This window comes from Sodalis sp. RH15 (assembly GCF_047324255.1).
Classification (GTDB): domain Bacteria; phylum Pseudomonadota; class Gammaproteobacteria; order Enterobacterales; family Enterobacteriaceae; genus Acerihabitans; species Acerihabitans ligni.
The window spans coordinates 588,549-613,565 of record NZ_CP178738.1 but is presented as its reverse complement, the minus strand read 5'-3'; the positions used below and the strand labels follow the sequence as shown (position 1 = coordinate 613,565).

Here is a 25,017-nt window from a genome sequence, read left to right as displayed (position 1 = left end):
TTTTCCTTACTCGTGCCTTAGGCGCGTATTTGTTGTGATGCCAATTGCAGGATCTCGACACAGGCGACATCCATAAGTTTACTTAATTGTGAAGACAGTAAATCGACCGGGCGTTGGCTTGCAACGGTCAACTGAATATTTATATTTTCAGGGTTGGTTTGCGGCGCCATATTCAACGCGCAGACGCGGAATCCGCGATGGCGAACCACCCGCAAAACTCGCTCCAATACTTCGGGACGGGAACGGGCGTCGATGGAAAGCTGATGCTGCATCATGATAATTTCTCCAACATGGTTTCATTGCCGGCGCCGGGAGGCACCAGGGGCCAGACGTTATCGTTTTCGTCGATGGAGACATGCAGCAGGTACGGACCCTGGTGGGTGAACATGGTCTCAAGGGCGGCATCAATCTGGTCTTTGCGGGTGATTCGTTGGCCGGGAATGTCAAAAGCGCTGGCCAGTACAAGGAAATCGGGGTTATCTGAGAGGATGGTTTCGCTGTAACGTGCATCGAAAAACAATTGTTGCCACTGTCGAACCATGCCTAATCGCTGGTTATCCATTAAAACAATTTTTAACGGCAACCGTTTTCGCTTGATGGTGGTTAATTCCTGGACGTTCATCATAAACGAGCCGTCGCCGGAAACGCAGACCACGGTATCCTGCGGACGGGCTACCTGCGCGCCTACCGCCGCCGGGATACCAAATCCCATGCTGCCCAGGCCGCTGGAAGTAATGAAATTTTCCGGGCGGCTGAAACGCATATGCTGCGCCGCCCACATTTGATGCTGGCCGACATCGGTGGTGACGACGGTATTTTCCGGCGCCCGGCGGGACAGCTTATCGAGCAAGGCCGGCGCGTATATCGCCTGGCCGGGATGATCGTAACGCCAGCGGTATTCCGCTTTCAGCGCCCGGGTCTCGGAACGCCAGCCGTTTATGGACAGCGGCTGCGCAAGAGCCGGCAGTATCCGGTTCAAGTCACCCTGTAAGGCCACATGCGGCTGCCGGAGTTTACCCAATTCCGCCGGATCGATATCCAGATGAATCACTTTGGCATGGGGGGCAAAGGCATTGAGCTTACCGGTAACCCGATCGTCAAAACGCGCCCCTACCGCCATCAGCAGATCGCAGGACTGCACCGCCAGATTGGCCGCCTGATTACCATGCATACCCAGCATGCCCAGATAACACTCATCGTCAGGATCCGGCGCGCCGAGACCTTTGAGCGTCGCCACGTTCGGCATGCCGGTTTGGGCGATAAAATCCCGCAGCGCCGGAACCGCGCGCGCCATGCCCACCCCGCCGCCGATATACAGCATCGGTTTTTTGGCCTGGCTCAATAACTCCCGCGCCGCCGCCACATCGCCCTGGACTACGCCGTTCTGGTCGTCGACGCTTATTAAATGCGGGTTGAGATCCCCGACAGCCAGTTGGATATCCTTGGGAATATCGATAAGTACCGGTCCGGGCCGGCCGCCGGCGGCAATGGCGAAGGCCTCGGTCATGATGGCCGGCAACTCCTCCAGCGACTCCACCAAAAAGCTATGTTTGGTGCAGGCCAAAGACAGCCCCAGCACATCGATTTCCTGGAAGGCATCGGTGCCTATCAGCGCCGAGCCCACCTGGCCGGTAATGGCCACCAGCGGAACAGAGTCCAGTAAAGCATCCGCCAGACCGGTGATAAGGTTGGTGGCGCCGGGACCCGAGGTGGCGATGCAAACGCCTACTTTGCCGGTAGCCCGCGCGTAGCCAATCGCCGCCATGGCCGCACCCTGTTCATGCCGGCAAAGCAGATGCTCCACCCCGCCGTCATAGAGCGCATCGTATACCGGCATGATAGCGCCGCCGGGATAACCGAACACCATATCCACGCCTTGAGCGCGCAACGCCTGTACCACCCACTGAGCCCCGTTCATAGTCACATCCCCGCCCGCTGGTGGCAGGAACAGGATTTTCTGCCGTTAATCATGGTCTGTTCCTTATACATTTTACGTTTACCCTGCCAAAAAATAAGGTGCAAAAAAAAACCCCCGTCCTTTCGGTGCGGGGGTTTTCTTGAGAGTTAAGCTTGTTTGCTAAGCTATTCGTCGTCCAAGTGCAGCCCCGCACGGTGGGATAATAATCACCACCACGCTAATCACGACTAGGCTAATCACTTGGGCTAGGACTTTCATAAATAGGTTTTCATTTTACTTCGGGTCGAATGAATGCCTACAGAGTTATCACAGTAGTGACGCCGGTGACAACTCTTTTTTATTTCCCGTGCCGCGGAGGGCGGCGCAAAAAACGCATAAACACAAACATATTCAATAATTTGTTTACATATGAATTTTTTTCATTTTGTCCCTGTGGTTCGTCCGGATTACCACGGCGGCATACCGCAAAAAGAGCGTGCGAGACCGGGCGCATAACCCGTGTCATGGGCATCATGGGAAAAAATAGTTTCCCCATGGGCGCCGCAAGATCGCTTTTTGCGGCCATTATTCACGGCATCGTCGGGCAGAATGGGAAAAACACGGCATGGAGGCAGTTATGTCACTGGCATTCGTCTATACCCGGGCTTCAATCGGCATCCAGGCGCCCTTGATAACAGTGGAGGCCCACATCAGCAAAGGATTGCCCGGATTTACCCTGGTGGGGCTACCCGACGCCACCGTCAAGGGCGCTCGGGATCGGGTACGCAGCGCATTATTGAATAATGGCTTCGATTTTCCCGCCCGGCGCATTACCGTCAGTCTGGCGCCGGCGGATCTGCCCAAAGAGGGCGGACGTTATGATTTGCCTATTGCCTTGGCCATCCTGGCGGCGTCAAAGCAGATCACTCCTGAGGAGCTGGCCGGGTTTGAATTTCTCGGTGAACTGGCGCTGTCCGGTGAAATACGGCCGGTGCAAGGGGCAATCCCCGCCGCGCTGGAAGCGTCACGGGCAGAGCGGCAACTTATACTGTCGAACCACAACGGCGCCGAAGCCGGGCTGGTGCCCCATAGTCGTGTTCTGACAGCCGAACGGCTGCAGGAGGTCTGCCGGTTTATACAGGGCGCGGGAGAACTGGCCTCGGTGGCACACCACGCCGACCCGCCGGACGAGTATAAAGGGACCGATTTGCGGGATGTTATCGGCCAGCAGCAGGCCAAGCGAGCGCTGGAAATCGCCGCCGCCGGCGGCCATAACCTGTTGCTGATGGGGCCGCCGGGCACCGGCAAAACCATGCTGGCCAGCAGGCTGCCCGGGTTGTTGCCGCCCCTGGACGATAACGAGGCCATCGAAACCGCCGCCATCGCCAGTCTGATAAATGTCGATAATGCCCGCCGGCACTGGCGCCGACGTCCCTTCCGCGCGCCCCATCACAGCGCCACCTTGGCGGCATTGGTGGGAGGCGGCGCCATACCGCGACCCGGTGAAGTTTCCCTGGCCCATAACGGGGTACTGTTCCTTGATGAACTGCCGGAATTTCAGCGGCGGGTACTGGATGCGTTGCGCGAGCCGCTGGAGGCAGGCGAAATCAATATCTCCCGCGCCCAGACCAAGGTTCTCTATCCGGCGCGCTTTCAGTTGATCGGCGCGATGAATCCCAGCCCCTCCGGCGATTACCAAGGCATCCACAGCCGCAGCGGCCCGCAGCAGACCTTGCGTTATCTGAACCGTTTATCCGGTCCGTTCCTCGATCGTTTCGATATGTCCATTGAAGTGCCACTGTTGCCTCCCGGCATGCTGCGTCAGCCGGGTACGAACGGCGAAGAGAGCGCTACGGTACGGGAACGTGTGCGGATAGCCCGGGAGATGCAGCTGGACCGCTGTCAGAAAATCAATGCGCATATGAATAATCAGGAGGTAGGAGTTTATTGTCGACTGGACGAAGCTGAAGCGATTTTTTTGGAAAATGTCATGGAAAAGCTTGGCCTTTCCGCCCGGGCCTGGCACCGAACGCTGAAGGTCGCACGTACTCTGGCTGATTTGGCCGGTGTGCCGGAGATACGGCGTTGCCATTTGGCGGAAGCCGTCAGCTACCGCAGCATCGACCGCTTACTGCAACAACTTTGGCAACAAATGGAATAACATGGGGCGAAAGCCCCATGAAAGGATTAATCTTCGCTATCGGTATAATCTTCCACTACATCCATCTGCGGTTTGCCGCCGGACAATGTGTGGAAGCGTTTGGGGCGACGGATATGCTCTATGTACTTGAACCACACTTTTTCATGTTCCGTTGAAGGTTCCCGTTCACCGTGACATACAGCGACAAATTGTTTCTCTTCGTCGGTCACTGGCTCGCGTTTGCCGCTGTCCAGATCGTTGTAGGCATGGCCGCAACGTTCCAGTAATTGGGCTTCCCGAATGGTGAAATGGCCGTGTCGGGAAAACCCGCGAGGGTAGTTTTTGTTATCGAAATACCGGTTGGTAGTAGAAAAGCTGTCCGCCATCTTAAGCGCTCCCCATCCTTTCATAAGCCGTACTGTTTATGGCGCGGAGTATTAGATAGGCTTGACTTTCTGTAAAACAAAACATTTAAATCGTCACGATAAAAATTTTTTGGAGATGGCCGTGGACACGGAATTACTTAAAACCTTTTTGGAAGTTAGCAGGACCAGACACTTTGGTCGCGCGGCCGAAGCGCTGTACCTGACGCAGTCCGCGGTGAGCTTCCGTATACGTCAATTGGAAACACAATTAGGCGTCAGTTTATTCACCCGGCATCGCAATAATATCCGGTTAACCCCCGCCGGAGAGAGCCTGCTGCCCTACGCTGAGAACCTGATGGCCACCTGGCAGTTGGCCAAGCAGGAGGTCACACGCTCGCTCCAGCATAACCTGTTGTCTATCGGCGCCACGGCGTCGCTTTGGGAGGCTTGGCTGGGACAATGGCTGCAGTTGCTGTACCAGCAACGTCCTACCCTGCAGGTAGAGGCCCGCATCGCCTTGCGCCACGCGCTGATAAATCAATTGCATGAACGGCAGTTGGATCTCCTCATAACCACGGAGGCTCCCAAAATGGAAGAGCTGACCTGCCAGCTGCTGGGGAATTTTTCGTTAACACTTTTTGCCGCCTCCAGCGAGCCGGAGGAAGAGGAGCGGCCTTATATCCGTTTGGAATGGGGCGCGGATTTTCATACGTATGAAAGCCGGTTGCTGGTGCATAATCCGAATCCGATCATGAGCACCACTTCGGCACATTTGGCACGTTATTTATTGCCCACCACCCAGGCATGCGTTTTTTTACCCAGCCACTGGGCGGAAAGTTTCCCCGAGCTCATCGCCATCGCCGAGATGCCGCCGTTGCTCCGTCCTTTGTATGCGGTTTGGTTACAAAATAGCGATCAACGCACGCTCATACGCCAGCTGCTGAAAACCCCCGTTATTTAAGCGCCTTAACGCGGCCATATTCTCTTAAAAAACGTCTGCCTAACCCCCAACAGCCTCTACAGGTTAAAAATGCGTTAAAAGCCGTTTTAGGCGGATTAAAGAGATACCGATCACAATCCCGCCCCTGATGTTTTGACGCTTTGATTCCCTACGGTACGGGGAATGTTGGTAACTTTGGCGTTTTGATTGTTTTCCCACAGCGAATTCAGCAAGCGCTGCAAGGCGATAAACGCAAACAGCAAAATCCCGATGACGATTTTGGTCCACCACGAGCTAAGGGTGCCGTCAAAATTGATATAGGTCTGGATCAGCCCCTGGATCAACACGCCGAACAGGGTGCCGAATACCGTGCCGATACCGCCGCTGAGCAGGGTGCCGCCGATAACCACCGAGGCGATGGCATCCAATTCCACCCCCATTCCCGCCAAGGCATAGCCGGCGGAGGTATAAATCGAAAAGACGATGCCCGCAAGCGTGGCCAGCCCGGTTGACAGCATGTAAATACGAATGGTGGTGCTGCGCGTTGAGACGCCCATCAGATTCGCGGCCGTAGCGTTGCCGCCGATGGCGTATACCTGGCTGCCGAACCGGGTATAGCGCGCCAGGATCATGCCGAATACGATGACCAGCAGCATCAGTACCCCCATGGCGCTCAGGCGCCCTCCCCCCGGGATCTGCCAGGCCAGGTTGGAGAGAGTGTCATAGATGGGATGATTGATGGGCAGGGACTCTTCCGACACCAGATAACTGGCGCCGCGCAGAAAAAACATGCCCGCCAGGGTGATGATAAAGGCCGGAATCTTCAGGGTATCCACCAGCCAGCCCATAAAGGCGCCGAACCCGCAGCCCATGACCAGCACCAGCGGAAACGCCAGCAGCGGGGACATATGATAGTCGCCGATAACCCGCGCCAGGAAAACGCCGGTAAACGCGATAACCGATCCCACCGACAGGTCGATGCCGCCGGAAAGAATCACAAACGTCATGCCCACCGCAATGATGCCGAGAAAGGCATTATCCGTCAGGATGTTACAAATGACCCGGGTGGAGGCGAACCCACGGAACTGGGTCAAACAGAACAGATAACCCAGAATAAAGACCGAGATGGTGATCACCAGGGGAAGGTTGCGTTTAAACATGGCGGCGGCGCCTCCTGAGAAAAGCGATAAAACTGGATGACTGCATCACCAGCACGCAGAGCACGACGACGGCTTTCACCACCTGGTTAAGTTCCGGCTGGAAGCCCGAGAGAAGAATGCCGGTATTCATTCCCTGAATGATCAATGCGCCCAACAGCGACAGGAACAGATTGAAACGGCCGCCCATCAGCGAGCCTCCGCCGATAACCACCGACAGGATGGCATCCAGCTCCAGCCACAGACCGGCATTGTTGGCGTCGGCGCCGCGTATATCGGCGGCGACGATAAGCCCGGCGACGGCGGCGCATATTCCGCTCAGTATGTAGGTGGACATCACGATGACGCGCGTTTTTACGCCAGCGTTCTTGGCGGCGCGGATATTGATTCCCACCGCCTCGATAAACAACCCCAGCGCTGTTTTACGCGTCAGCAGCCATGCCAGGACCAGGGTAATAAGGGTAATAAAGACCGGTACGGGGAAATACAGCAGTGAACCGCTGCCAATCCAGGCCAGGGACGGATTGTCGAAGGTAACGATCTGCCCTTCGGTAATCAATTGGGCGATACCCCGTCCGGCCACCATCAGAATCAGTGTTGCGACAAAAGGCTGTATTTTTAACAGTGCCACCAGCGTGCCGTTCCACAAACCGGATAGCACACCGACGCCTATTGTGGACAAAATGACAACGGGCAGGCTGTAGCCATGTACCGTCAGCGTGGCGGCCACCGCACCGGCGATGGCCATTACCGCGCCCACCGATAAATCGATGCCGCCGGTGGCGATGACCAGCGTCATGCCGATGGACAGCAAGGCCACCGGCGCGCAGCGGTTCAAAATATCAATCAGGCTGCCGAACAGCCGGCCGTCCTGCATATGTATCGAGAAAAAATTATTGGCGACAATACCGTCGGCGATCAATACCACGATCAGCGCAGCCAACTGAGGCATGCCGCTCGGCCACCGCTTGGCGGCAACCGTTTTAGTCAAGGAAGGCGTTGAACCGGACATAACCTCATGCTCCTTAGGCGGCAATGGCATTCATAATGGCGGTAACCGACAATTCTTCCAGGGGAATGGTGGTGATATGTTTGCGGTCACGCAGGATAACCACCCGATCGGCGTATCCCACCAATTCCTCCAGTTCCGAAGAGATAACCAACAGGGCAAGGCCATCGGCGCACAAGGTTTCAATCAGCCGAATGATTTCAGCATGGGCGCCGACATCGATACCCCTGGTGGGTTCATCGAGAATCAGGAACTGCGGTTTGGTCAATAACCAGCGGGACAACAGCACTTTTTGCTGGTTGCCGCCGGAAAGGAAGTCAACGGGCTGTTCGGGACTGGGTGTGCGAATCCCGAGCTGCCTGATAAAGCGCTCGGCAATATTGTTTTGCTCCTTGCGTGAAATGGGTCGCAGCCAGCCGCGCTGAACCTGCAAGGCAAGAATGATATTTTCCCGTACCGACGCCGCGGCGATAATGCCGTCGGTTTTGCGGTCCTCGGGGCAAAAGCCCAGCCCCAGCCGCGAGGCCTGGTTGGGAGAGCGTATAACCTTTCTTTTCCCTTTGATGAGGGCGCTGCCCGAATCCGCCGTGCGGATGCCGAAAATGACCTCCGCGGTTTCCGTCCGTCCCGATCCCAGCAAGCCGGCAAGACCGACAATTTCCCCCGGCCGTACCGCCAAATCGAAAGGCATGATGGTATTCTTCTTACCGTAGCCTTCAAACGCCACCACCGGCTTGTCGTTGAGCAGCGTGCGCCCGGCCCGCTGCAGGGCATGTTCATCCAGTTCGCGCCCCAGCATCATCTTCACCAGCTCTATATGGGGGAGCTCACGGGTCTCGCGGGTACCGACGAATTCACCGTTGCGCAATACCGTAATCCGGTCGGAAATCTTGTAAACCTGATCGAGAAAATGCGTAACGAAAATGAGGCTGATTCCCCGATCGCGCAACTGCCGCATGATGGTAAACAGCATTTCAACTTCGTTGGCATCCAGGCTGGCGGTGGGTTCATCCAGTATCAGCACCTTGGCGGACAGGTCCACCGCGCGGCAAATCGCCACGATCTGCTGCATGGCGACGGAGAAATGTCCCAGTGGTTCCGTTACATCCAGGGCGAAGCCGTAGCCGGCCAGAATGTCCCGTGCCCTGAGGTTGATTTCCTTGCGATTGATAAAACCAAACCGCCGCGGCTCGCGGCCGATAAAGAGATTATCGGCAACCGACAGATTGGGCAGCAGGTTGATTTCCTGATACACGGTGCCGATACCCAACGACTGTGCATGAGCGGTATTTTTGGGATGAATGTCCTGACCATCCAGATTGATTGAGCCGCTGTCGCGCTGATAGACACCGGTTAACGCTTTGATTAATGTGGATTTTCCTGCGCCATTTTCCCCGAGCAGCGCCATAATCTCACCCCGTCGCAGACTTAACGAAACGTCATTAAGCGCCTTGACACCGGGAAAGCTTTTACTCAGACCGGTAATCCTGAGTAATACCTCATCGTGTTTTTCGTTGATGCCCACGGAATATGCTCCTGAAAACGTAGCCGGAAAAACTGCCTTATCAATACACCTAAGGACCCGGATTTTGACAAACCGTGCCACGACCCGCCAAGCAGGATGCAGAAGAATAAACCGTCGCCGCTGGCAACCCACCGGCCAGGAGCGTTTGAAACAACACGGGTCATGTGCTGTTGCCGCGTCATGGGCCTTAGCGCGGGACCCATGACGCGGAATGTTTTACGTTGAATATTCCCTCTGCCCCTGTCCCAGTGGCGAATTTTTATAATGTGCGATCACTCGCAGTTCGACCTTCCCTCTTTTAGGTATAAAACAGCGACTTTTTAGTACCCCATGCCACTTTTCTTGGCTAACTGCGCCTGAGCGTCGGCGGGCAGATATAATCTGCTTTCTGTTTTAATGATTTTAGGTGGTTTTGTTCCGTCCTTTAAATATGCGTTAAGCGCATCAAATGCCGGGCCAGCCATATTAGGCGTCAATTCCACGTTAGCATTGGCTTCTCCCGCCAGCATTGCTTTATAAATATCAGGAACACCATCAATTGAACCGGTAAGAATATCCTTGCCCGGTTTAAGCCCCGCTTCTTTGATTGCCTGTATCGCACCTATTGCCATGTCATCATTATGGGCGAAAACCATGCAAATATTTTTACCATTGTTTTCAGCTTTAATAAAACTTTCCATGACTACTTTGCCGTTAGTGCGAGTAAAGTCACCGGACTGAGAGCGAATAATTTTTATTGCCGGCGCTTTTGCTATGGCTTCCGCAAAACCTTTCTTACGATCGATTGCCACGCTGGCGCCCACCGTACCCTGCAGTTCCACTACGTTACAAGGTTTGCCGTTCATGGTTTTCACCAGCCAGTCGCCTATCAGCCGGCCTTCAAGCACATTATCAGCGGTTACTACGGCCATATATAACGAGTTGTCTTTGACTACAATAGCGCGGTCCAGCAAGAAGACCGGGATTTTAGCGCTTTTGGCTTCCTGTAAAACGGGTTCCCAACCGGTTTGCACCACCGGCGCTATAAATATGGCGTCTACGCCCTGGGCAATGAATGAACGGACCGCTTTAATCTGGTTTTCCTGTTTTTGCTGTCCATCGGCAATTTTCAACGTTATGCCGCGCTTCTGGGCTTCACTTTTTGCTACCGTAGTTTCCGCCGCGCGCCAGCCAGACTCTGAGCCGACCTGAGAAAACCCCACCGTCAACGGCGCGGCCAGTGCCATTGCAGACATCGCGACAGAAATGGCAGATCCTAAAAGTAAACGCTTCCACATAGTCATCGTCCTCTTATAATCATAAAATGTACGGGTATTTCTTAAAGGCTAACAACAATAAAATTAAACAAGAAAAGGCTTTTTTATATCGTAGCGCATCACACTTTTGACAAATAGGACTAGAGAGGCATCGCAATTTTTTTCATTTAAATCTGTGGCTTATGGATATATTTTTGTACAGTGTCCATACAGAGGAAAAATTAAATGCTTCAAAATTAGGGAAATACCGCCTTAACATTTCACTCATCAACATGTAACATGAGTTGAGCCATGCATTAATCTGCTATATATTTTTTGGCGAGAACATTATGGTTTTTCACATTTATTGCAACATTTTGAGCTGCGGCATTGCACAGTGTCTCTCGATCATATGAAACCCCTAGTAAAATCGGTTTGAAAATATGGATTACATTGCTGTTATTTCCCCGGATTCTATTTTTGCAACGAAATCCTGCATCAGACCAGATCGCCTACGGCTGGGGCGGCAGTTGCCGGGAAAGCATTTCGCTATGATCTTGAAAGTCTTGGCGACGGCTTAATTTTATAAGCCCCGGTGATGGCTGGTGGAGGTCACTCCCGCCGTAAAACGAGAATCGGGTGAAGGGGCTCGAACCGACAGATCACCCTAGCTTATTTAGTCATGCTTTCGAATGGCTGTTTTTATCAATTCTGTTTTTTTCTTTCAAACTATTTATTAGTAATAAGAATTGAATTCAAAATCATATAGTTAACTATGTTATCCAAAGTATATTTCCTCTTGCATTGATAAAGGAAATTTTCATTTTAAATTTGGCAATTGACGGCATTCCACGCAACCAATATTTTATAGAAAAAAATAATAATTTTAAAATTCTAATAAAAACTTATGGATATATTTTTATCTAAAAAGTTAAGATTCCAATGTTAATTATATTTACTGTTAAATGCCTTCACTCCAACAATGTTTATTGCACATCGCCATCTGTTTATAGAAAAGTAACTCATATCGCGTCTGATTGATTATAGTGTTGACCTGATATATTTAGGATATTATTATGACGAATTCTAATTTTTCCTACTGTAACCGGCCAAGCAATGAAAGGCCTGCATCGCCCGCCAATATGGTGGCCAGCAATCTTACTCCAACGTCAGCATTGCTTAGCTGGACGCCCGGCATCGGTGGTGCGCCCGTGGCATACTATAATGTATGGCAAGCCGCCAGCCCCGGCTACTGGGCGGGACAAACCGATGGAAATACTCCCTGGCTTGCTTTGTATAATTGAACCCGAACACTAATTATGCTTTCCAAGCGTTCGCCGTCGGCTATGATGGACAATACAGTTTAGAGCCTGCCGGTACTTATTTTGTTACTCCGCCGCTTTATTATAGGCAGCCATTTTATCCGCCGCGCCCAGGGTGCTATCCGCCTCCGCCGTACTCTTGCCCGCCGCGTCCGAATTGTGGAACGCATAAGAAATCAGGCTGGTAAATCATTTTATAAAAACCGCCCTATCAAAGGGCGGTAACATCAGCCAATGACACTTCCATCGTTAAAAGTAGACTGGTTATCTGAGCATTATTTTGTGTAAGTGCATAACAAAAATAGCGCCATACTACGAGGGATGTATTGCGTTTAAAAATATAAAAAAAGCCCCTCGCGTAAGCGAAGGGCTTTATCTGTTTTCTGGCAGGGGCGGAGAGACTCGAACTCCCAACACCCGGTTTTGGAGACCGGTGCTCTACCAATTGAACTACGCCCCTAAATAGGGTGGCGGTGCGGACGGGACTCGAACCCGCGACCCCCGGCGTGACAGGCCGGTATTCTAACCGACTGAACTACCGCACCACGATTCGGTACTACACCCAAACTTAACATTTGCGGGGTCAACGCATGTCATAAAACCGTTTGTGGTGCTTCACCAACGCCTCTCGTTACACTCGAGGTATCGGTCTTAATGGATGCCTGGCAGTTCCCTACTCTCGCATGGGGAGACCCCACACTACCATCGGCGCTACGGCGTTTCACTGCTGAGTTCGGCATGGGATCAGGTGGGACCACCGCGCTAGTGCCGCCAGGCAAATTCGTTATCCAACCGTCATCTTTTACTGATGACCATTGGCCTTTATCCGGAACAGTCGCTGAAAATTCTCTCATCGCCCTTGCGGACAACGCTCTCACAGCTCAAACACCTTAGGTGTTGTAAGGTTAAGTCTCACGGGTCATTAGTATCGGTTAGCTCAACGCATCGCTGCGCTTACACACCCGACCTATCAACGTCATCGTCTTTAACGTCCCTTCAGGTGGCTTAAAGCCACAGGGAAGACTCATCTCGAGGCAAGTTTCCCGCTTAGATGCTTTCAGCGGTTATCTCTTCCGCACGTAGCTACCGGGCAATGCCATTGGCATGACAACCCGAACACCAGTGGTGCGTCCACTCCGGTCCTCTCGTACTAGGAGCAGCCCCTCTCAATCTTCCAACGCCCACGGCAGATAGGGACCGAACTGTCTCACGACGTTCTAAACCCAGCTCGCGTACCACTTTAAATGGCGAACAGCCATACCCTTGGGACCTACTTCAGCCCCAGGATGTGATGAGCCGACATCGAGGTGCCAAACACCGCCGTCGATATGAACTCTTGGGCGGTATCAGCCTGTTATCCCCGGAGTACCTTTTATCCGTTGAGCGATGGCCCTTCCATTCAGAACCACCGGATCACTAAGACCTGCTTTCGCACCTGCTCGAGCCGTCACTCTCGCAGTCAAGCTAGCTTATGCCTTTGCACTAACCTCACGATGTCCGACCGTGATTAGCTAACCTTCGTGCTCCTCCGTTACTCTTTAGGAGGAGACCGCCCCAGTCAAACTACCCACCAGACACTGTCCTCGACCCGGATTACGGGCCGGAGTTAGAACATCAAACATTAAAGGGTGGTATTTCAAGGTTGGCTCCATAAGGACTGGCGTCCCTACTTCTAAGCCTCCCACCTATCCTACACATCAAGGCTCAATGTTCAGTGTCAAGCTATAGTAAAGGTTCACGGGGTCTTTCCGTCTTGCCGCGGGTACACTGCATCTTCACAGCGAGTTCAATTTCACTGAGTCTCGGGTGGAGACAGCCTGGCCATCATTACGCCATTCGTGCAGGTCGGAACTTACCCGACAAGGAATTTCGCTACCTTAGGACCGTTATAGTTACGGCCGCCGTTTACCGGGGCTTCGATCAAGAGCTTCTCCTTGCGGATAACCCCATCAATTAACCTTCCGGCACCGGGCAGGCGTCACACCGTATACGTCCACTTTCGTGTTTGCACAGTGCTGTGTTTTTAATAAACAGTTGCAGCCAGCTGGTATCTGCGACTGGCTTCAGCTCGGGAAGCAAGTTCCTCCACCTAATGCCAGCGTGCCTTCTCCCGAAGTTACGGCACCATTTTGCCTAGTTCCTTCACCCGAGTTCTCTCAAGCGCCTCGGTATTCTCTACCTGACCACCTGTGTCGGTTTGGGGTACGATTCGATGTGACCTGGTGCTTAGAGGCTTTTCCTGGAAGCGTAGCATCAACCCCTTCACCACCGTAGTGGCTCGTCATCACGCCTCAGTGTTACAAGAGAACGGATTTTCCTGTCCTCTCCACCTGCACGCTTGAACCGGGACAACCGTCGCCCGGCCGGTCTAGCTTTCTCCGTCCCCCCTTCGCAGTCACACCCAGTACAGGAATATTAACCTGTTTCCCATCGACTACGCCTTTCGGCCTCGCCTTAGGGGTCGACTCACCCTGCTCCGATTAACGTTGAACAGGAACCCTTGGTCTTCCGGCGAGCGGGCTTTTCACCCGCTTTATCGTTACTTATGTCAGCATTCGCACTTCTGATACCTCCAGCAACCCTCACAGGCCACCTTCTCAGGCTTACAGAACGCTCCCCTACCCAACAATACCCGAGGGTATCGCTGCCGCGGCTTCGGTGCATGGTTTAGCCCCGTTACATCTTCCGCGCAGGCCGACTCGACCAGTGAGCTATTACGCTTTCTTTAAATGATGGCTGCTTCTAAGCCAACATCCTGGCTGTCTATGCCTTCCCACATCGTTTCCCACTTAACCATGACTTTGGGACCTTAGCCGGCGGTCTGGGTTGTTTCCCTCTTCACGACGGACGTTAGCACCCGCCGTGTGTCTCCCGTGATAACATTCTTCGGTATTCGCAGTTTGCATCGGGTTGGTAATCCGGGGTGGACCCCTAGCCGAAACAGTGCTCTACCCCCGAAGATGAATTCACGAGGCGCTACCTAAATAGCTTTCGGGGAGAACCAGCTATCTCCCGGTTTGATTGGCCTTTCACCCCCAGCCACAAGTCATCCGCTAATTTTTCAACATTAGTCGGTTCGGTCCTCCAGTTAGTGTTACCCAACCTTCAACCTGCCCATGGCTAGATCACCGGGTTTCGGGTCTATACCCTGCAACTACACGCCCAGTTAAGACTCGGTTTCCCTACGGCTCCCCTATTCGGTTAACCTTGCTACAGAATATAAGTCGCTGACCCATTATACAAAAGGTACGCAGTCACCCCATCACTAAGCCCCCTCTGCTTATTTTGTCGGTTGGGCGTCGCTTTCGCTCCGCCTACCGCACCTTTAGCAAAGGATGCATATGCAGCTTCACCACTGGCTTAGTGATGGGGCTCCCACTGCTTGTACGTACACGGTTTCAGGTTCTGTTTCACTCCCCTCGCCGGGGTTCTTTTCGCCTTTCCCTCACGGTACTGGTTCACTATCGGTCAGTCAGGAGTATTTAGCCTTGGAGGATGGTCCCCCCATCTTCAGACAGGATATCACGTGTCCCGCCCTACTCATCGAACCCACAACTTCTGCACCTTCGGATACGGGGCTATCACCCTCTGTCGCCGGACTTTCCAGACCGTTCTCCTGATGCAAAAGCTGATGGTGGTTCTGGGCTGTTCCCCGTTCGCTCGCCGCTACTGGGGGAATCTCGGTTGATTTCTTTTCCTCGGGGTACTGAGATGTTTCAGTTCCCCCGGTTCGCCTCATTGCGCTATGGATTCACGCAATGATAGTGCAACGAATTGCACTGGGTTTCCCCATTCGGACATCGCCGGCTAATAACGCTTCATATCAGCTTACCGACGCTTTTCGCAGATTAGCACGTCCTTCATCGCCTCTGACTGCCTAGGCATCCACCGTGTACGCTTAGTCACTTAACCTCACAACCCTAAAGTGTCTGCGGAATGGCTGCGAAAGGCCCCTGCCGGTGTTGCGCGGTGCTCGCCATGCTCATGGACATCTAGTCCACTCCGCTGGCTGCGCGCCGGGCGCCTTGGCCGGGGCTTTCTCGCTCATCCCTCAACAGGGTCATCACTGACGCGATGACCTGCTTAGGTTTGCTTGCTTTGAGAGACTCGCATACTGATTTTGCTCAGCATGTTTTTTTCAAATTTTCAGCTTGTTCCGGATTGTTAAAGAGCAGTATTTCGCAGCGCACTCTTTCAAATGCGCTCTGAAATTTATCAGATACGTAGGCTGTTTGGCGTCCCCTAGGGGGTTCGAACCCCTGTTACCGCCGTGAAAGGGCAGTGTCCTAGGCCACTAGACGAAGGGGACAAAGATACGCGTTCGCGAAGCTGCGCTTCACAAACAAAACCATACGAGCTGTTTGCTCATCACTTCTATCAGACAATCTGTGTGGACACGTCACTTGACGCGTATCTTTCGGTAAGGAGGTGATCCAACCGCAGGTTCCCCTACGGTTACCTTGTTACGACTTCACCCCAGTCATGAATCACAAAGTGGTAAGCGCCCTCCCGAAGGTTAAGCTACCTACTTCTTTTGCAACCCACTCCCATGGTGTGACGGGCGGTGTGTACAAGGCCCGGGAACGTATTCACCGTGGCATTCTGATCCACGATTACTAGCGATTCCGACTTCATGGAGTCGAGTTGCAGACTCCAATCCGGACTACGACGCACTTTGTGAGGTCCGCTTACCCTCGCGAGTTCGCTTCTCTTTGTATGCGCCATTGTAGCACGTGTGTAGCCCTACTCGTAAGGGCCATGATGACTTGACGTCATCCCCACCTTCCTCCGGTTTGTCACCGGCAGTCTCCTTTGAGTTCCCGACATTACTCGCTGGCAACAAAGGATAAGGGTTGCGCTCGTTGCGGGACTTAACCCAACATTTCACAACACGAGCTGACGACAGCCATGCAGCACCTGTCTCAGAGTTCCCGAAGGCACAACTCCATCTCTGAAGTCTTCTCTGGATGTCAAGAGTAGGTAAGGTTCTTCGCGTTGCATCGAATTAAACCACATGCTCCACCGCTTGTGCGGGCCCCCGTCAATTCATTTGAGTTTTAACCTTGCGGCCGTACTCCCCAGGCGGTCGATTTAACGCGTTAGCTCCGAAAGCCACGGCTCAAGGCCACAACCTTCAAATCGACATCGTTTACAGCGTGGACTACCAGGGTATCTAATCCTGTTTGCTCCCCACGCTTTCGTACCTGAGCGTCAGTCTTCGTCCAGGGGGCCGCCTTCGCCACCGGTATTCCTCCAGATCTCTACGCATTTCACCGCTACACCTGGAATTCTACCCCCCTCTACGAGACTCTAGCCTGCCAGTTTCAAATGCAGTTCCCGAGTTAAGCTCGGGGATTTCACATCTGACTTAACAAACCGCCTGCGTACGCTTTACGCCCAGTAATTCCGATTAACGCTCGCACCCTCCGTATTACCGCGGCTGCTGGCACGGAGTTAGCCGGTGCTTCTTCTGCGGGTAACGTCAATGATTGAATCTATTAAACCCAACCCCTTCCTCCCCGCTGAAAGTGCTTTACAACCCGAAGGCCTTCTTCACACACGCGGCATGGCTGCATCAGGCTTGCGCCCATTGTGCAATATTCCCCACTGCTGCCTCCCGTAGGAGTCTGGACCGTGTCTCAGTTCCAGTGTGGCTGGTCATCCTCTCAGACCAGCTAGGGATCGTCGCCTAGGTGAGCCGTTACCCCACCTACTAGCTAATCCCATCTGGGTTCATCCGATGGTGTGAGGCCCTAAGGTCCCCCACTTTGGTCTTGCGACGTTATGCGGTATTAGCTACCGTTTCCAGTAGTTATCCCCCTCCATCGGGCAGATCCCCAGACATTACTCACCCGTCCGCCGCTCGCCGGCAAAGTAGCAAGCTACTTCCCGCTGCCGCTCGACTTGCATGTGTTAGGCCTGCCGCCAGCGTTCAATCTGAGCCATGATCAAACTCTTCAATTAAAAGCTTGATGCTCAAAGATTTCATCTGGTTAATCTTTTGAATTAACTGTTTGTCACTCTTCAAGACTTGTATTGTTGTGTTTCGATACGGTCTTGTGAGTGCCCACACAGATTGTCTGATAAATTGTTAAAGAGCGTGCGTCGGGGAGCGCTATTCTCACCTGGCGCGGGTTGCGTATATTACGCTTTCCCGTTGAAGAGTCAAGCTTTTATTTGCTTTAGCAAAGCGCTTTTCCCTTTCCGACCCGGCCCGTCGCAGCGGTTAATCCCGGTCAGTGGAGGCGCATTATAGGGATTTCCTGAGGCGAGACAAGTGCTAATTGCAACATTTCCACCGATCGGTTTATTTTTCACCAAATCCCTTCGCTTCGCCCTCCTGGCGGGAAGCTTTATCGGTTAAAACTGCAAAATCCCGGGCGAAGGCCGTAACCTGTTCCCAGTCGGTGTATTCGACTTCTTTTGAACTGTCGGTCTCGCCGCCGGTCATCCGCATGATCAACTGGATCATGACCCGATCCAGCCAGCGGTATTGCGGATAGCGCAGCGCACCGGCGAAAACGGCGCATCCATCAGGTCGCCAGGGCGTAGCGGCCAGGAATTTACGGGTATACACATTGGTTTCGGGCGTTCGTTTATCCGGTTTACGCGCCGTCAGATTAACGGAGAAAAAAGCGCTGGGCAGCGTATTCAGCCGGTCCAGATGCCGCCGGATGAAATTATGCAGGTCGGCGGCGTAATGGCCGTACCGGATGGCGGCGCCGATAATAATGCCATCGTAATTCTGAAGCGAACAATCATCGGCCTGGCTGAGATCAACGACATCACAGGTCGCGGTATCCGTAAGGGCGGACGCAATAAACCGCGAAATTTTTCGGGTTTGTCCGTCCCGGCTGGAATAAAGAATCAAAATATGCATAACAAACCTACTCGCGCCAGAAAGTGGGCGTGAAGAGCACCAATACGGTGAATACCTCCAATCGGCCGAACAGCATGTCGGCAATCAGTATCCATTTGGCCACCGAATTCATGGCGGTGAAATTTTCCGCAACCACCCCCAGCCCCGGGCCCAGATTATTCAGGGTAGCGGTTACCGCAGCAAACGCGGAGAAATTATCAACGCCGGTGGCGATAATCGCCAGCATACTGACAATAAAAACCAGGGCGTAGGCTGAAAAGAACCCCCACACCGCCTCAAGGATACGTTCCGGCAAAGCCCTGGTGCCGAGCTTGATGGTATAGACCGCATTCGGGTGTACCAAGCGCTTCAGCTCCCGCGAACCCTGCAGATAAAGCAGCAGAATACGGATGACTTTCAGGCCGCCGCCGGTAGAACCGGCGCAGCCGCCGATGAATGCCGAGCACAACAGCAGTATCGGCAGGAACAGCGGCCAGCGGGCGATGCTGTCGGTGGTAAAACCGGCGGTGGTGGCCATGGAAACTACTTGGAAAAAAGCCTGGTTCAGGGTTTGTAGTCCGGTCTGGTACACGTTGAAACGCCAAAGGATGAGCGTGGCCACCACCACCAGGATGAACTGCACGGAGATAAATACCTTGAACTCCGGGTCGCGCCAGTATACCCGCAGGTTATGCCCGCTCAGCACGGCAAAATGCAGTCCGTAGTTACAACCGGAAATCAGTAAAAAAACCGCCACGATAGAGTTAATCATCGGGCTGTGGTAATAGCCGATGCTGGCATCATGGGTGGAAAAACCGCCGAGGGCCACGGTGGAAAAACTGTGGCCGATGGCGTCGAAAACCGACATCCCGGCGCCCCAGAGCGCCGCGGCGCAAATTATGGTGAGAGTGAGATATATCAGCCAGAGGGTTTTAGCCGTTTCGGCAATGCGCGGCCGCATTTTATTGTCTTTTAACGGTCCGGGCATCTCGGCACGGTAAAGCTGCATGCCGCCAACCCCCAGTATTGGCAAAATTGCTACCGCCAACACAATGATCCCCATGCCGCCGAACCATTGCAGCATCTGCCGATAAAAGAGAATGGCCTTGGGCAGGTTATCCAGGCCAACCAGCGAGGTGGCGCCGGTGGTGGTCAGGCCGGAGAATGACTCGAAAAACGCATTGGTCAGCGACAGATCGGGGTGATCGGCGAACAGGAACGGCAATGCGCCGACGCTTCCCAGCACCGTCCAGAACAGCACCACAATCAAAAAACCTTCCCTGGGTTTTAATTCATACCTCTGGCGGCGGTTCGGCAACCACAGCAGCAAACCAATCAGCAAAGTGAAAAAGAAGGTCTGGGTAAAGGCGCTGCCGGCCCCATCTCGATAAATCAACGCCACCAGACCGGGAACAATCATGGTCCCGGAAAATAACATGACGAGCAGACCGACTATGCGGATTATGGCGCGAAAATGCATTTCAGCATGTTCCTTAATAAAAATTCAACGGTAGCCGGGGACGGGATTATTATGTAATCGGCAAGAAATGCAAAGCGCCGCGACTTAAATCGCCCAATTTCCGCGAAGCCTCGCCCACTTTGTCGAAGGGAATGGCCACACGAAAGTTAATGGATTCGCCATACTCGCTCTGGACAATGCGGCCGGCAACCTGTTTGACCGCCATTTCAATCCATACCTGCTGTTCATAACGACAAGATACAACGAATTCCACCTGCGGGACTATTTCCACACGGACCATGAGTTTTAGCGCCTGCTGCACACCGCCGCCGTAAGCCCTTACCAGTCCGCCGGTACCCAGCTTTATGCCGCCGAAATACCGCACCACTACCGCCGTGATTTCTCCCGCCCCGCAGCCCTGAAGTTGTGCCAGCATGGGACGTCCGGCGGTGCCGGAGGGCTCGCCGTCGTCCGAAAAGCCGAACTGCGATGAATCCTGCGGCGGTCCGGCAATATAGGCCCAGCAATGGTGTGTCGCCGAGGGGTGCTGCTCGCGGGCCTGCCGGATGCACTCCCTGGCGGCATCAATCCCTCGAGCAGGTGACAGGAAGGTGATAAAACGACTTTTTTTAATTTCCATCACCGCGGTGACCGGCGCCGCGGGAACGAAATAGGCCTGCATTATGCCAGCTTCAAATCGCGGGTCATGTTTTCAGTCTGCTTTTCTTTTATGACGATATTGTCTTCGATGCGGATACCGCCAAAAGCCTTAAACATCTCGATGCGCTGCCAGTTGAAATGTCTGCTGAATGCGCCGCTGCGCCAGGGCGAAAGCAGCGATTCGATAAAATACAGGCCGGGCTCGATGGTCATGACCATACCCGGCTCCATAACGCGAGTACAGCGCAGGTATGGATAAGCGGCCGGGGGGGCGAGATGGGTACCGGTATCGTCCTGCATGAAGCCCCCCACATCATGGACCTGCAGCCCGAGTGGATGCCCCAGGCCATGCGGCAGGAACGGACCGGTAATCCCCTCTTTCACCATGGCTTCTTCACTGATGCCGGTGACGATATCGTAGGTCTTGAGCAATTTGGCAATCCGTCCGTGCATCTGGATATGATAATCGATGTAGCTGACACCGGCTTCGATGGTGTCGATTAACGCCAGCTGTTCCGTATTCATGGCGGCCACCAGCTGTGCGAATTCGGAATCTTTCCGCGCGGCGTAGGTGCGGGTCAGATCCGCTGCGTAACCGTGGTATTCCGTTCCGGCGTCAATGAGAAAGCTGCGGACGTCATCCGGGCAGCGGTTTTCAAGCGTAGTGTAATGCAATACCGCCGAATGCTCGTTCAGCGCGATAATGTTGCCATAGGGAACGTCGATATCGCGGTGGCCGGTGGCGCTGAGATAGGCGATATTGATATCGAATTCGCTCATGCCGGAGAGGAACGCTTCCTTGGCGGCGCGGTGCCCGGTAACGGCGGTTTTTTGCGCCTCACGCATGCAGGCGAGTTCATAGTCGGTCTTATAGGCCCGGTGAAAATGCAGAAAATCCAATATCGGTTTCGGATTGATGTTTTCCGCCGTCAGGCCGAGGCTTGACGCCCGCGCAGCAGAGGAGCCCAGATATGCCACCTTGTCGCGGCGGGCCGGCAGCAATCCGCCAATATCGTCGGGGTTCCGGATGGGTACGATAGTGATAAAAGGCGTCCAGAAGCTGTCGGGCACCGGCTCTACGCTGTACCAATAATCCACCGGCAGGTAGAACCATAATATGGGTTTGTTCACGCCGTCGACCCATAACCAGCAATGTGCGACGTTGGTCACCGGCAGCCAGGCCTTGAACTGTGGATTGACCCGGAAGGGATAATCCTGATCGTCGAGGAATGCCGTGATGGGTTCGCCGGAGTGAATCAGTAACGCATCGAGATTCTGCCGGGCAAGGATCTCGCGGGTCCGCTTTTGCAGCGTCGCGAGATGCTCCTGATATAGAGAAGAAAAAGATTCCATAATCCGACCTTAATTTACCGCTGGATTCAAACCAGTGTCAGATGAAGGCAAACGCGTCACCGAAGATTCGTTCCGCGGTGGCGCCGCGTTCAGCGCAGAAACGTTCCCGCGCGATTTTAGCCATTTCAAAACGACCGGCAATATAAACGTCGTATTGCTCCAGGTTGCCGTAATCCTGCATGACCGCGCTGAGCACCGTGCCGGTTCTGCCCGGCCAATTTTCGTCAGGCTGTTCCACCACAGGGACCACTTTAAGACGGGGATGCTGCAGCGTCAGGGCTTCCAGTTCGCTGAGATCGTACAGATGCTGTAATTCGCGGCCGCCCCAGTAAATGGCCACTTCGCGTTCCGGTTGTTTATCCAGTACGGTCAGCAGAATGGAGCGGGCATAGGAAAATCCGGTGCCGCCGGCAATCAACACGATCGGCCGCTGGGTATCGTCCCTGAGCCAGGCATCGCCATGGGGGATGTCTACGATGATTTCACGGTTCTTTAAAATGCGATCCATCACGGCCATGGCATAAAGATTAAGCTCCGAAGCACCAATGTGCAGCTCGATAAAGGAACTCTCCATCGGGGTGGAAGCCATGGAAAAAGGGCGTTTATCGCGTTCATCCATTACCACCATCAGATATTGGCCGGCGCGAAAACTAAAAGCCGCTTCAGGGACTAAACACACCCGATATACCGTATCGGTGATAGCATCCACGGAAGTGACCTTACAGGTCATTGTTGTCATGCATTCCCTCTGTCGGGTCATTATACAAAACGGAATAGAAAGCCAGAAATATCACGGCCTTTTACCACTGTTTTCAAAGATGGCCAGATCATCCCAGATCGCATCAACACGAGCGCGGACCTCAGCGTCCATAAGAATGGGCGTGCCCCATTCCCGTTGTGTTTCACCCGGCCATTTATTGGTGGCATCCATTCCCATTTTTGAACCCAATCCGGAAACCGGCGAGGCAAAATCCAGGTAATCAATCGGCGTATTTTCCATTAACACCGTATCACGCGCGGGATCCATGCGGGTGGTTATCGCCCAAATAACATCTTTCCAATCACGCGCGTTAATATCATCATCGCACACGATGACAAATTTGGTATACATGAATTGACGCAGGAAAGACCAGACGCCCATCATGACCCGCTTGGCATGGCCCGGATACTGCTTCTTGATCGTCACCACCGCCAGCCGGTAGGAACAGCCCTCCGGCGGCAAATAGAAATCGACAATTTCCGGAAACTGTTTACGTAAAATCGGAACGAATACTTCATTAAGCGCCACGCCCATTACAGCCGGTTCGTCCGGCGGACGGCCGGTGTAGGTGGAGTGATAAATAGCGTCACGCCGCTGAGTAATGTGCGTAATGGTAAACACCGGAAACTCATCCACTTCATTATAGTAGCCGGTGTGATCGCCGTAAGGGCCTTCCGGTGCGGTTTCCCCCGGCTCAAGGTATCCCTCCAGGACAATTTCGGCGCCGGCGGGCACATCAAGATCGCAGGAAATGCATTTAACCACTTCGGTTTTGTAACCGCGCAGCAACCCGGCGAAAGCGTATTCGGAAAGAGTATCGGGTATCGGCGTTACCGCCGCCAGGATAGTGGCGGGGTCAGCCCCCAGCGCCACCGCCACCGGGAATCTTTCTCCCGGATGGGCCTGGCGCCACTCCTGGAAATCCAGCGCGCCGCCGCGATGGGAAAGCCAGCGCATGATGACTTTGTTTTTACTCAGAACCTGCTGACGGTAAATACCCATATTCTGTCGTTCTTTATGAGGACCTCGTGTCACGGTAAGACCCCAGGTAATCAGGGGGGCGGCATCTCCAGGCCAGCAGTGCATTACCGGGATGCGTGATAAATCCACATCTTCGCCCTGCCATATTTGCTCCTGGCAGGGTGCCGAACCGAGCCGTTTCACCGGCATATTCAGTACCTGGCGAAACTTCGGCGCTTTATCCAGCAGGTCGCGAAATCCCTTCGGCGGCTCCGGTTCCTTAAGAAAAGCCAATAATTCCCCTACTTCACGCAATGCCAAGACGCTCTCTTGTCCCATACCCAACGCCACCCGTTCCGGGGTACCGAACAGGTTGCATAATACCGGCATGGCATAACCTTTGGGATTTTCGAACAGCAGCGCGGGTCCGCCGGCCCGCAGAGTTCGATCGGCGATTTCCGTCATTTCCAGATGGGGACTGATGGGCAGGGTTATTCGTTTCAACTCCCCTCGCTGTTCCAGCAAAGAGAGAAAGTCGCGCAAGTCACGGTATTTCATAAAGTCGTCGGGAGCCGGGTTATCGATGCATTATAAAGTCTGTTTACCAACCGTGCTGGCCTTTTGTCAAAATTCGGGGTAAATAGATTATTTTTTATGCCACCTGTCTGCAGCATTAAAAGCGGATGCTATATATAGTTCAAGGCTTTTGCTATGCTGAATTATCAGTGAACCGAGTAAAGCAGATTATGGAAGCATGGTATTTATTGTATTGCAAACGCGGTCAGTTAATGCGCGCTAAAGAACATTTGGAACGACAGGCGGTCGCTTGCCTGACTCCTATGGTCACCTTGGAAAAAATCGTCCGGGGCAAACGCACCGAGGTTAATGAGCCGCTATTTCCCAATTATCTGTTTATAGAGTTCGATCCCGAGCGCATTCATACCACCACCATCAGCGCCACGCGCGGCGTCAGCCATTTCGTCCGTTTCGGCAATTTACCGGTAACCATTTCGGAAGATGTTATCAATGAGCTGAGGGAACATGCTTATGAAGGGATTAAGGATCCGCAAACGCCCCATGCCGGCGATACCGTGTTGATAACCGAAGGCGTCTTTGAGGGACTGCAGGCAATTTACACCGAGCCGGACGGTGAAGCCCGCTCGATGCTGCTGCTTAATTTCCTTAACAAGCAGATTTCCCAAAGCCTGGACAATCGCCAATTCCAAAAGATGCAGTAAATTGTCAACGAGTGAGCGGCCGCAGCCAACGCCGCTGCGGCTCGAAAGATGACGGGTATAAGTACCCTATAGATTTCGAGTTGCAGCAAGGCGGCAAGCATGGGCATTCCCAGGAGCTTAGATTACTAAGTGACTGGG

17 protein-coding genes, 3 tRNA genes and 3 rRNA genes are annotated in these 25,017 nt (G+C 53.5%); 3 read left to right on the top strand and 20 right to left on the bottom strand.

What is annotated here, in order from left to right; translation table 11 throughout:
• Window positions 1-17: 17 nt before the first annotated feature.
• The 3 genes from ilvM to ilvL all read right to left on the bottom strand — a co-directional run bounded on the left by ilvM (window position 18) and on the right by ilvL (window position 2,176).
• Window positions 18-275, bottom strand: coding sequence for an acetolactate synthase 2 small subunit (gene ilvM / locus ACL2XO_RS02770; protein WP_132923843.1), 258 nt, complete (start codon window positions 273-275; stop codon window positions 18-20).
• Entirely contained in the window at window positions 272-1,918 is a 1,647-nt protein-coding gene (ilvG, locus tag ACL2XO_RS02765; RefSeq protein ID WP_413726339.1) for an acetolactate synthase 2 catalytic subunit, read from the bottom strand. The genes ilvM and ilvG overlap by 4 nt, the downstream gene beginning before the upstream one ends.
• A gap of 159 nt (window positions 1,919-2,077) precedes the next feature.
• A complete protein-coding gene (gene ilvL, locus ACL2XO_RS02760) occupies window positions 2,078-2,176 on the bottom strand; it encodes an ilv operon leader peptide (protein WP_132923845.1) in 99 nt (32 codons plus the stop codon).
• A gap of 358 nt (window positions 2,177-2,534) precedes the next feature.
• Here ilvL and ACL2XO_RS02755 point away from each other — a divergent pair, with 358 nt between their 5' ends.
• Window positions 2,535-4,058 carry a YifB family Mg chelatase-like AAA ATPase gene (locus ACL2XO_RS02755; protein WP_413742130.1) on the top strand — a complete coding sequence of 508 codons (1,524 nt, stop codon included), beginning with the start codon at window positions 2,535-2,537 and terminating at the stop codon, window positions 4,056-4,058.
• Between the two features lie 26 nt (window positions 4,059-4,084).
• On the opposite strand, the gene ACL2XO_RS02750 is transcribed toward ACL2XO_RS02755, so the two are convergent.
• On the bottom strand, window positions 4,085-4,423 hold the full coding sequence (locus tag ACL2XO_RS02750; RefSeq protein ID WP_132923847.1) for a DUF413 domain-containing protein: 339 nt from the start codon (window positions 4,421-4,423) through the stop codon (window positions 4,085-4,087).
• Window positions 4,424-4,544: 121 nt separating this feature from the next.
• Here ACL2XO_RS02750 and hdfR point away from each other — a divergent pair, with 121 nt between their 5' ends.
• Window positions 4,545-5,363: an HTH-type transcriptional regulator HdfR gene (hdfR, locus tag ACL2XO_RS02745; RefSeq protein WP_203524399.1), complete on the top strand. Its 819-nt coding sequence runs from the start codon at window positions 4,545-4,547 to the stop codon at window positions 5,361-5,363.
• Window positions 5,364-5,473: 110 nt separating this feature from the next.
• Here hdfR and yjfF read toward each other — a convergent pair whose 3' ends face one another.
• The 16 genes from yjfF to ubiD all read right to left on the bottom strand — a co-directional run bounded on the left by yjfF (window position 5,474) and on the right by ubiD (window position 24,199).
• Entirely contained in the window at window positions 5,474-6,502 is a 1,029-nt protein-coding gene (gene yjfF, locus ACL2XO_RS02740) for a galactofuranose ABC transporter, permease protein YjfF (RefSeq protein ID WP_132923849.1), read from the bottom strand.
• A complete protein-coding gene (gene ytfT / locus ACL2XO_RS02735; protein ID WP_413726337.1) occupies window positions 6,495-7,511 on the bottom strand; it encodes a galactofuranose ABC transporter, ATP-binding protein YtfT in 1,017 nt (338 codons plus the stop codon). The genes yjfF and ytfT overlap by 8 nt, the downstream gene beginning before the upstream one ends.
• A gap of 13 nt (window positions 7,512-7,524) precedes the next feature.
• On the bottom strand, window positions 7,525-9,027 hold the full coding sequence (gene ytfR, locus ACL2XO_RS02730; RefSeq protein WP_413743022.1) for a galactofuranose ABC transporter, ATP-binding protein YtfR: 1,503 nt from the start codon (window positions 9,025-9,027) through the stop codon (window positions 7,525-7,527).
• Between the two features lie 326 nt (window positions 9,028-9,353).
• Window positions 9,354-10,310, bottom strand: a complete 957-nt coding sequence (ytfQ, locus tag ACL2XO_RS02725) for a galactofuranose ABC transporter, galactofuranose-binding protein YtfQ (RefSeq protein WP_132923851.1) — start codon at window positions 10,308-10,310, stop codon at window positions 9,354-9,356.
• 1,664 nt (window positions 10,311-11,974) lie between these two features.
• Window positions 11,975-12,050: transfer RNA gene (locus ACL2XO_RS02720), tRNA-Trp, on the bottom strand.
• A gap of 8 nt (window positions 12,051-12,058) precedes the next feature.
• Window positions 12,059-12,135 (bottom strand) — tRNA-Asp (locus tag ACL2XO_RS02715).
• A 115-nt stretch (window positions 12,136-12,250) separates the two neighbouring features.
• Window positions 12,251-12,366 (bottom strand): 5S ribosomal RNA (gene rrf / locus ACL2XO_RS02710).
• 125 nt (window positions 12,367-12,491) lie between these two features.
• Window positions 12,492-15,502 (bottom strand): 23S ribosomal RNA (locus ACL2XO_RS02705).
• 321 nt (window positions 15,503-15,823) lie between these two features.
• Window positions 15,824-15,899: transfer RNA gene (locus ACL2XO_RS02700), tRNA-Glu, on the bottom strand.
• 112 nt (window positions 15,900-16,011) lie between these two features.
• A 16S ribosomal RNA gene (locus ACL2XO_RS02695) occupies window positions 16,012-17,554 on the bottom strand.
• The 16S, 23S and 5S rRNA genes sit together here with 3 tRNA genes alongside, the layout of an rRNA operon.
• 343 nt (window positions 17,555-17,897) lie before the next feature.
• Window positions 17,898-18,470, bottom strand: coding sequence for a menaquinone-dependent protoporphyrinogen IX dehydrogenase (gene hemG / locus ACL2XO_RS02690; protein ID WP_203524402.1), 573 nt, complete (start codon window positions 18,468-18,470; stop codon window positions 17,898-17,900).
• A gap of 7 nt (window positions 18,471-18,477) precedes the next feature.
• Entirely contained in the window at window positions 18,478-19,929 is a 1,452-nt protein-coding gene (gene trkH, locus ACL2XO_RS02685; RefSeq protein WP_132923855.1) for a Trk system potassium transporter TrkH, read from the bottom strand.
• Between the two features lie 49 nt (window positions 19,930-19,978).
• Window positions 19,979-20,590: an IMPACT family protein gene (locus ACL2XO_RS02680; protein WP_413742129.1), complete on the bottom strand. Its 612-nt coding sequence runs from the start codon at window positions 20,588-20,590 to the stop codon at window positions 19,979-19,981.
• The gene (pepQ, locus tag ACL2XO_RS02675; protein ID WP_413742128.1) at window positions 20,590-21,921 is read right to left on the bottom strand and encodes a Xaa-Pro dipeptidase; all 1,332 of its coding nucleotides are present in this window, start codon (window positions 21,919-21,921) and stop codon (window positions 20,590-20,592) included. Before pepQ ends, ACL2XO_RS02680 begins: the two co-directional genes overlap by 1 nt.
• 37 nt (window positions 21,922-21,958) lie before the next feature.
• Window positions 21,959-22,660 (bottom strand): NAD(P)H-flavin reductase, encoded by a 702-nt coding sequence (gene fre / locus ACL2XO_RS02670; RefSeq protein ID WP_132923858.1) that lies wholly within the window; start codon window positions 22,658-22,660, stop codon window positions 21,959-21,961.
• A 51-nt stretch (window positions 22,661-22,711) separates the two neighbouring features.
• Window positions 22,712-24,199, bottom strand: a complete 1,488-nt coding sequence (ubiD, locus tag ACL2XO_RS02665) for a 4-hydroxy-3-polyprenylbenzoate decarboxylase (RefSeq protein ID WP_132923859.1) — start codon at window positions 24,197-24,199, stop codon at window positions 22,712-22,714.
• A gap of 188 nt (window positions 24,200-24,387) precedes the next feature.
• Between ubiD and rfaH the strand changes: the two genes are divergently transcribed.
• The gene (gene rfaH, locus ACL2XO_RS02660) at window positions 24,388-24,879 is read left to right on the top strand and encodes a transcription/translation regulatory transformer protein RfaH (protein WP_203524540.1); all 492 of its coding nucleotides are present in this window, start codon (window positions 24,388-24,390) and stop codon (window positions 24,877-24,879) included.
• Window positions 24,880-25,017 lie beyond the last annotated feature (138 nt).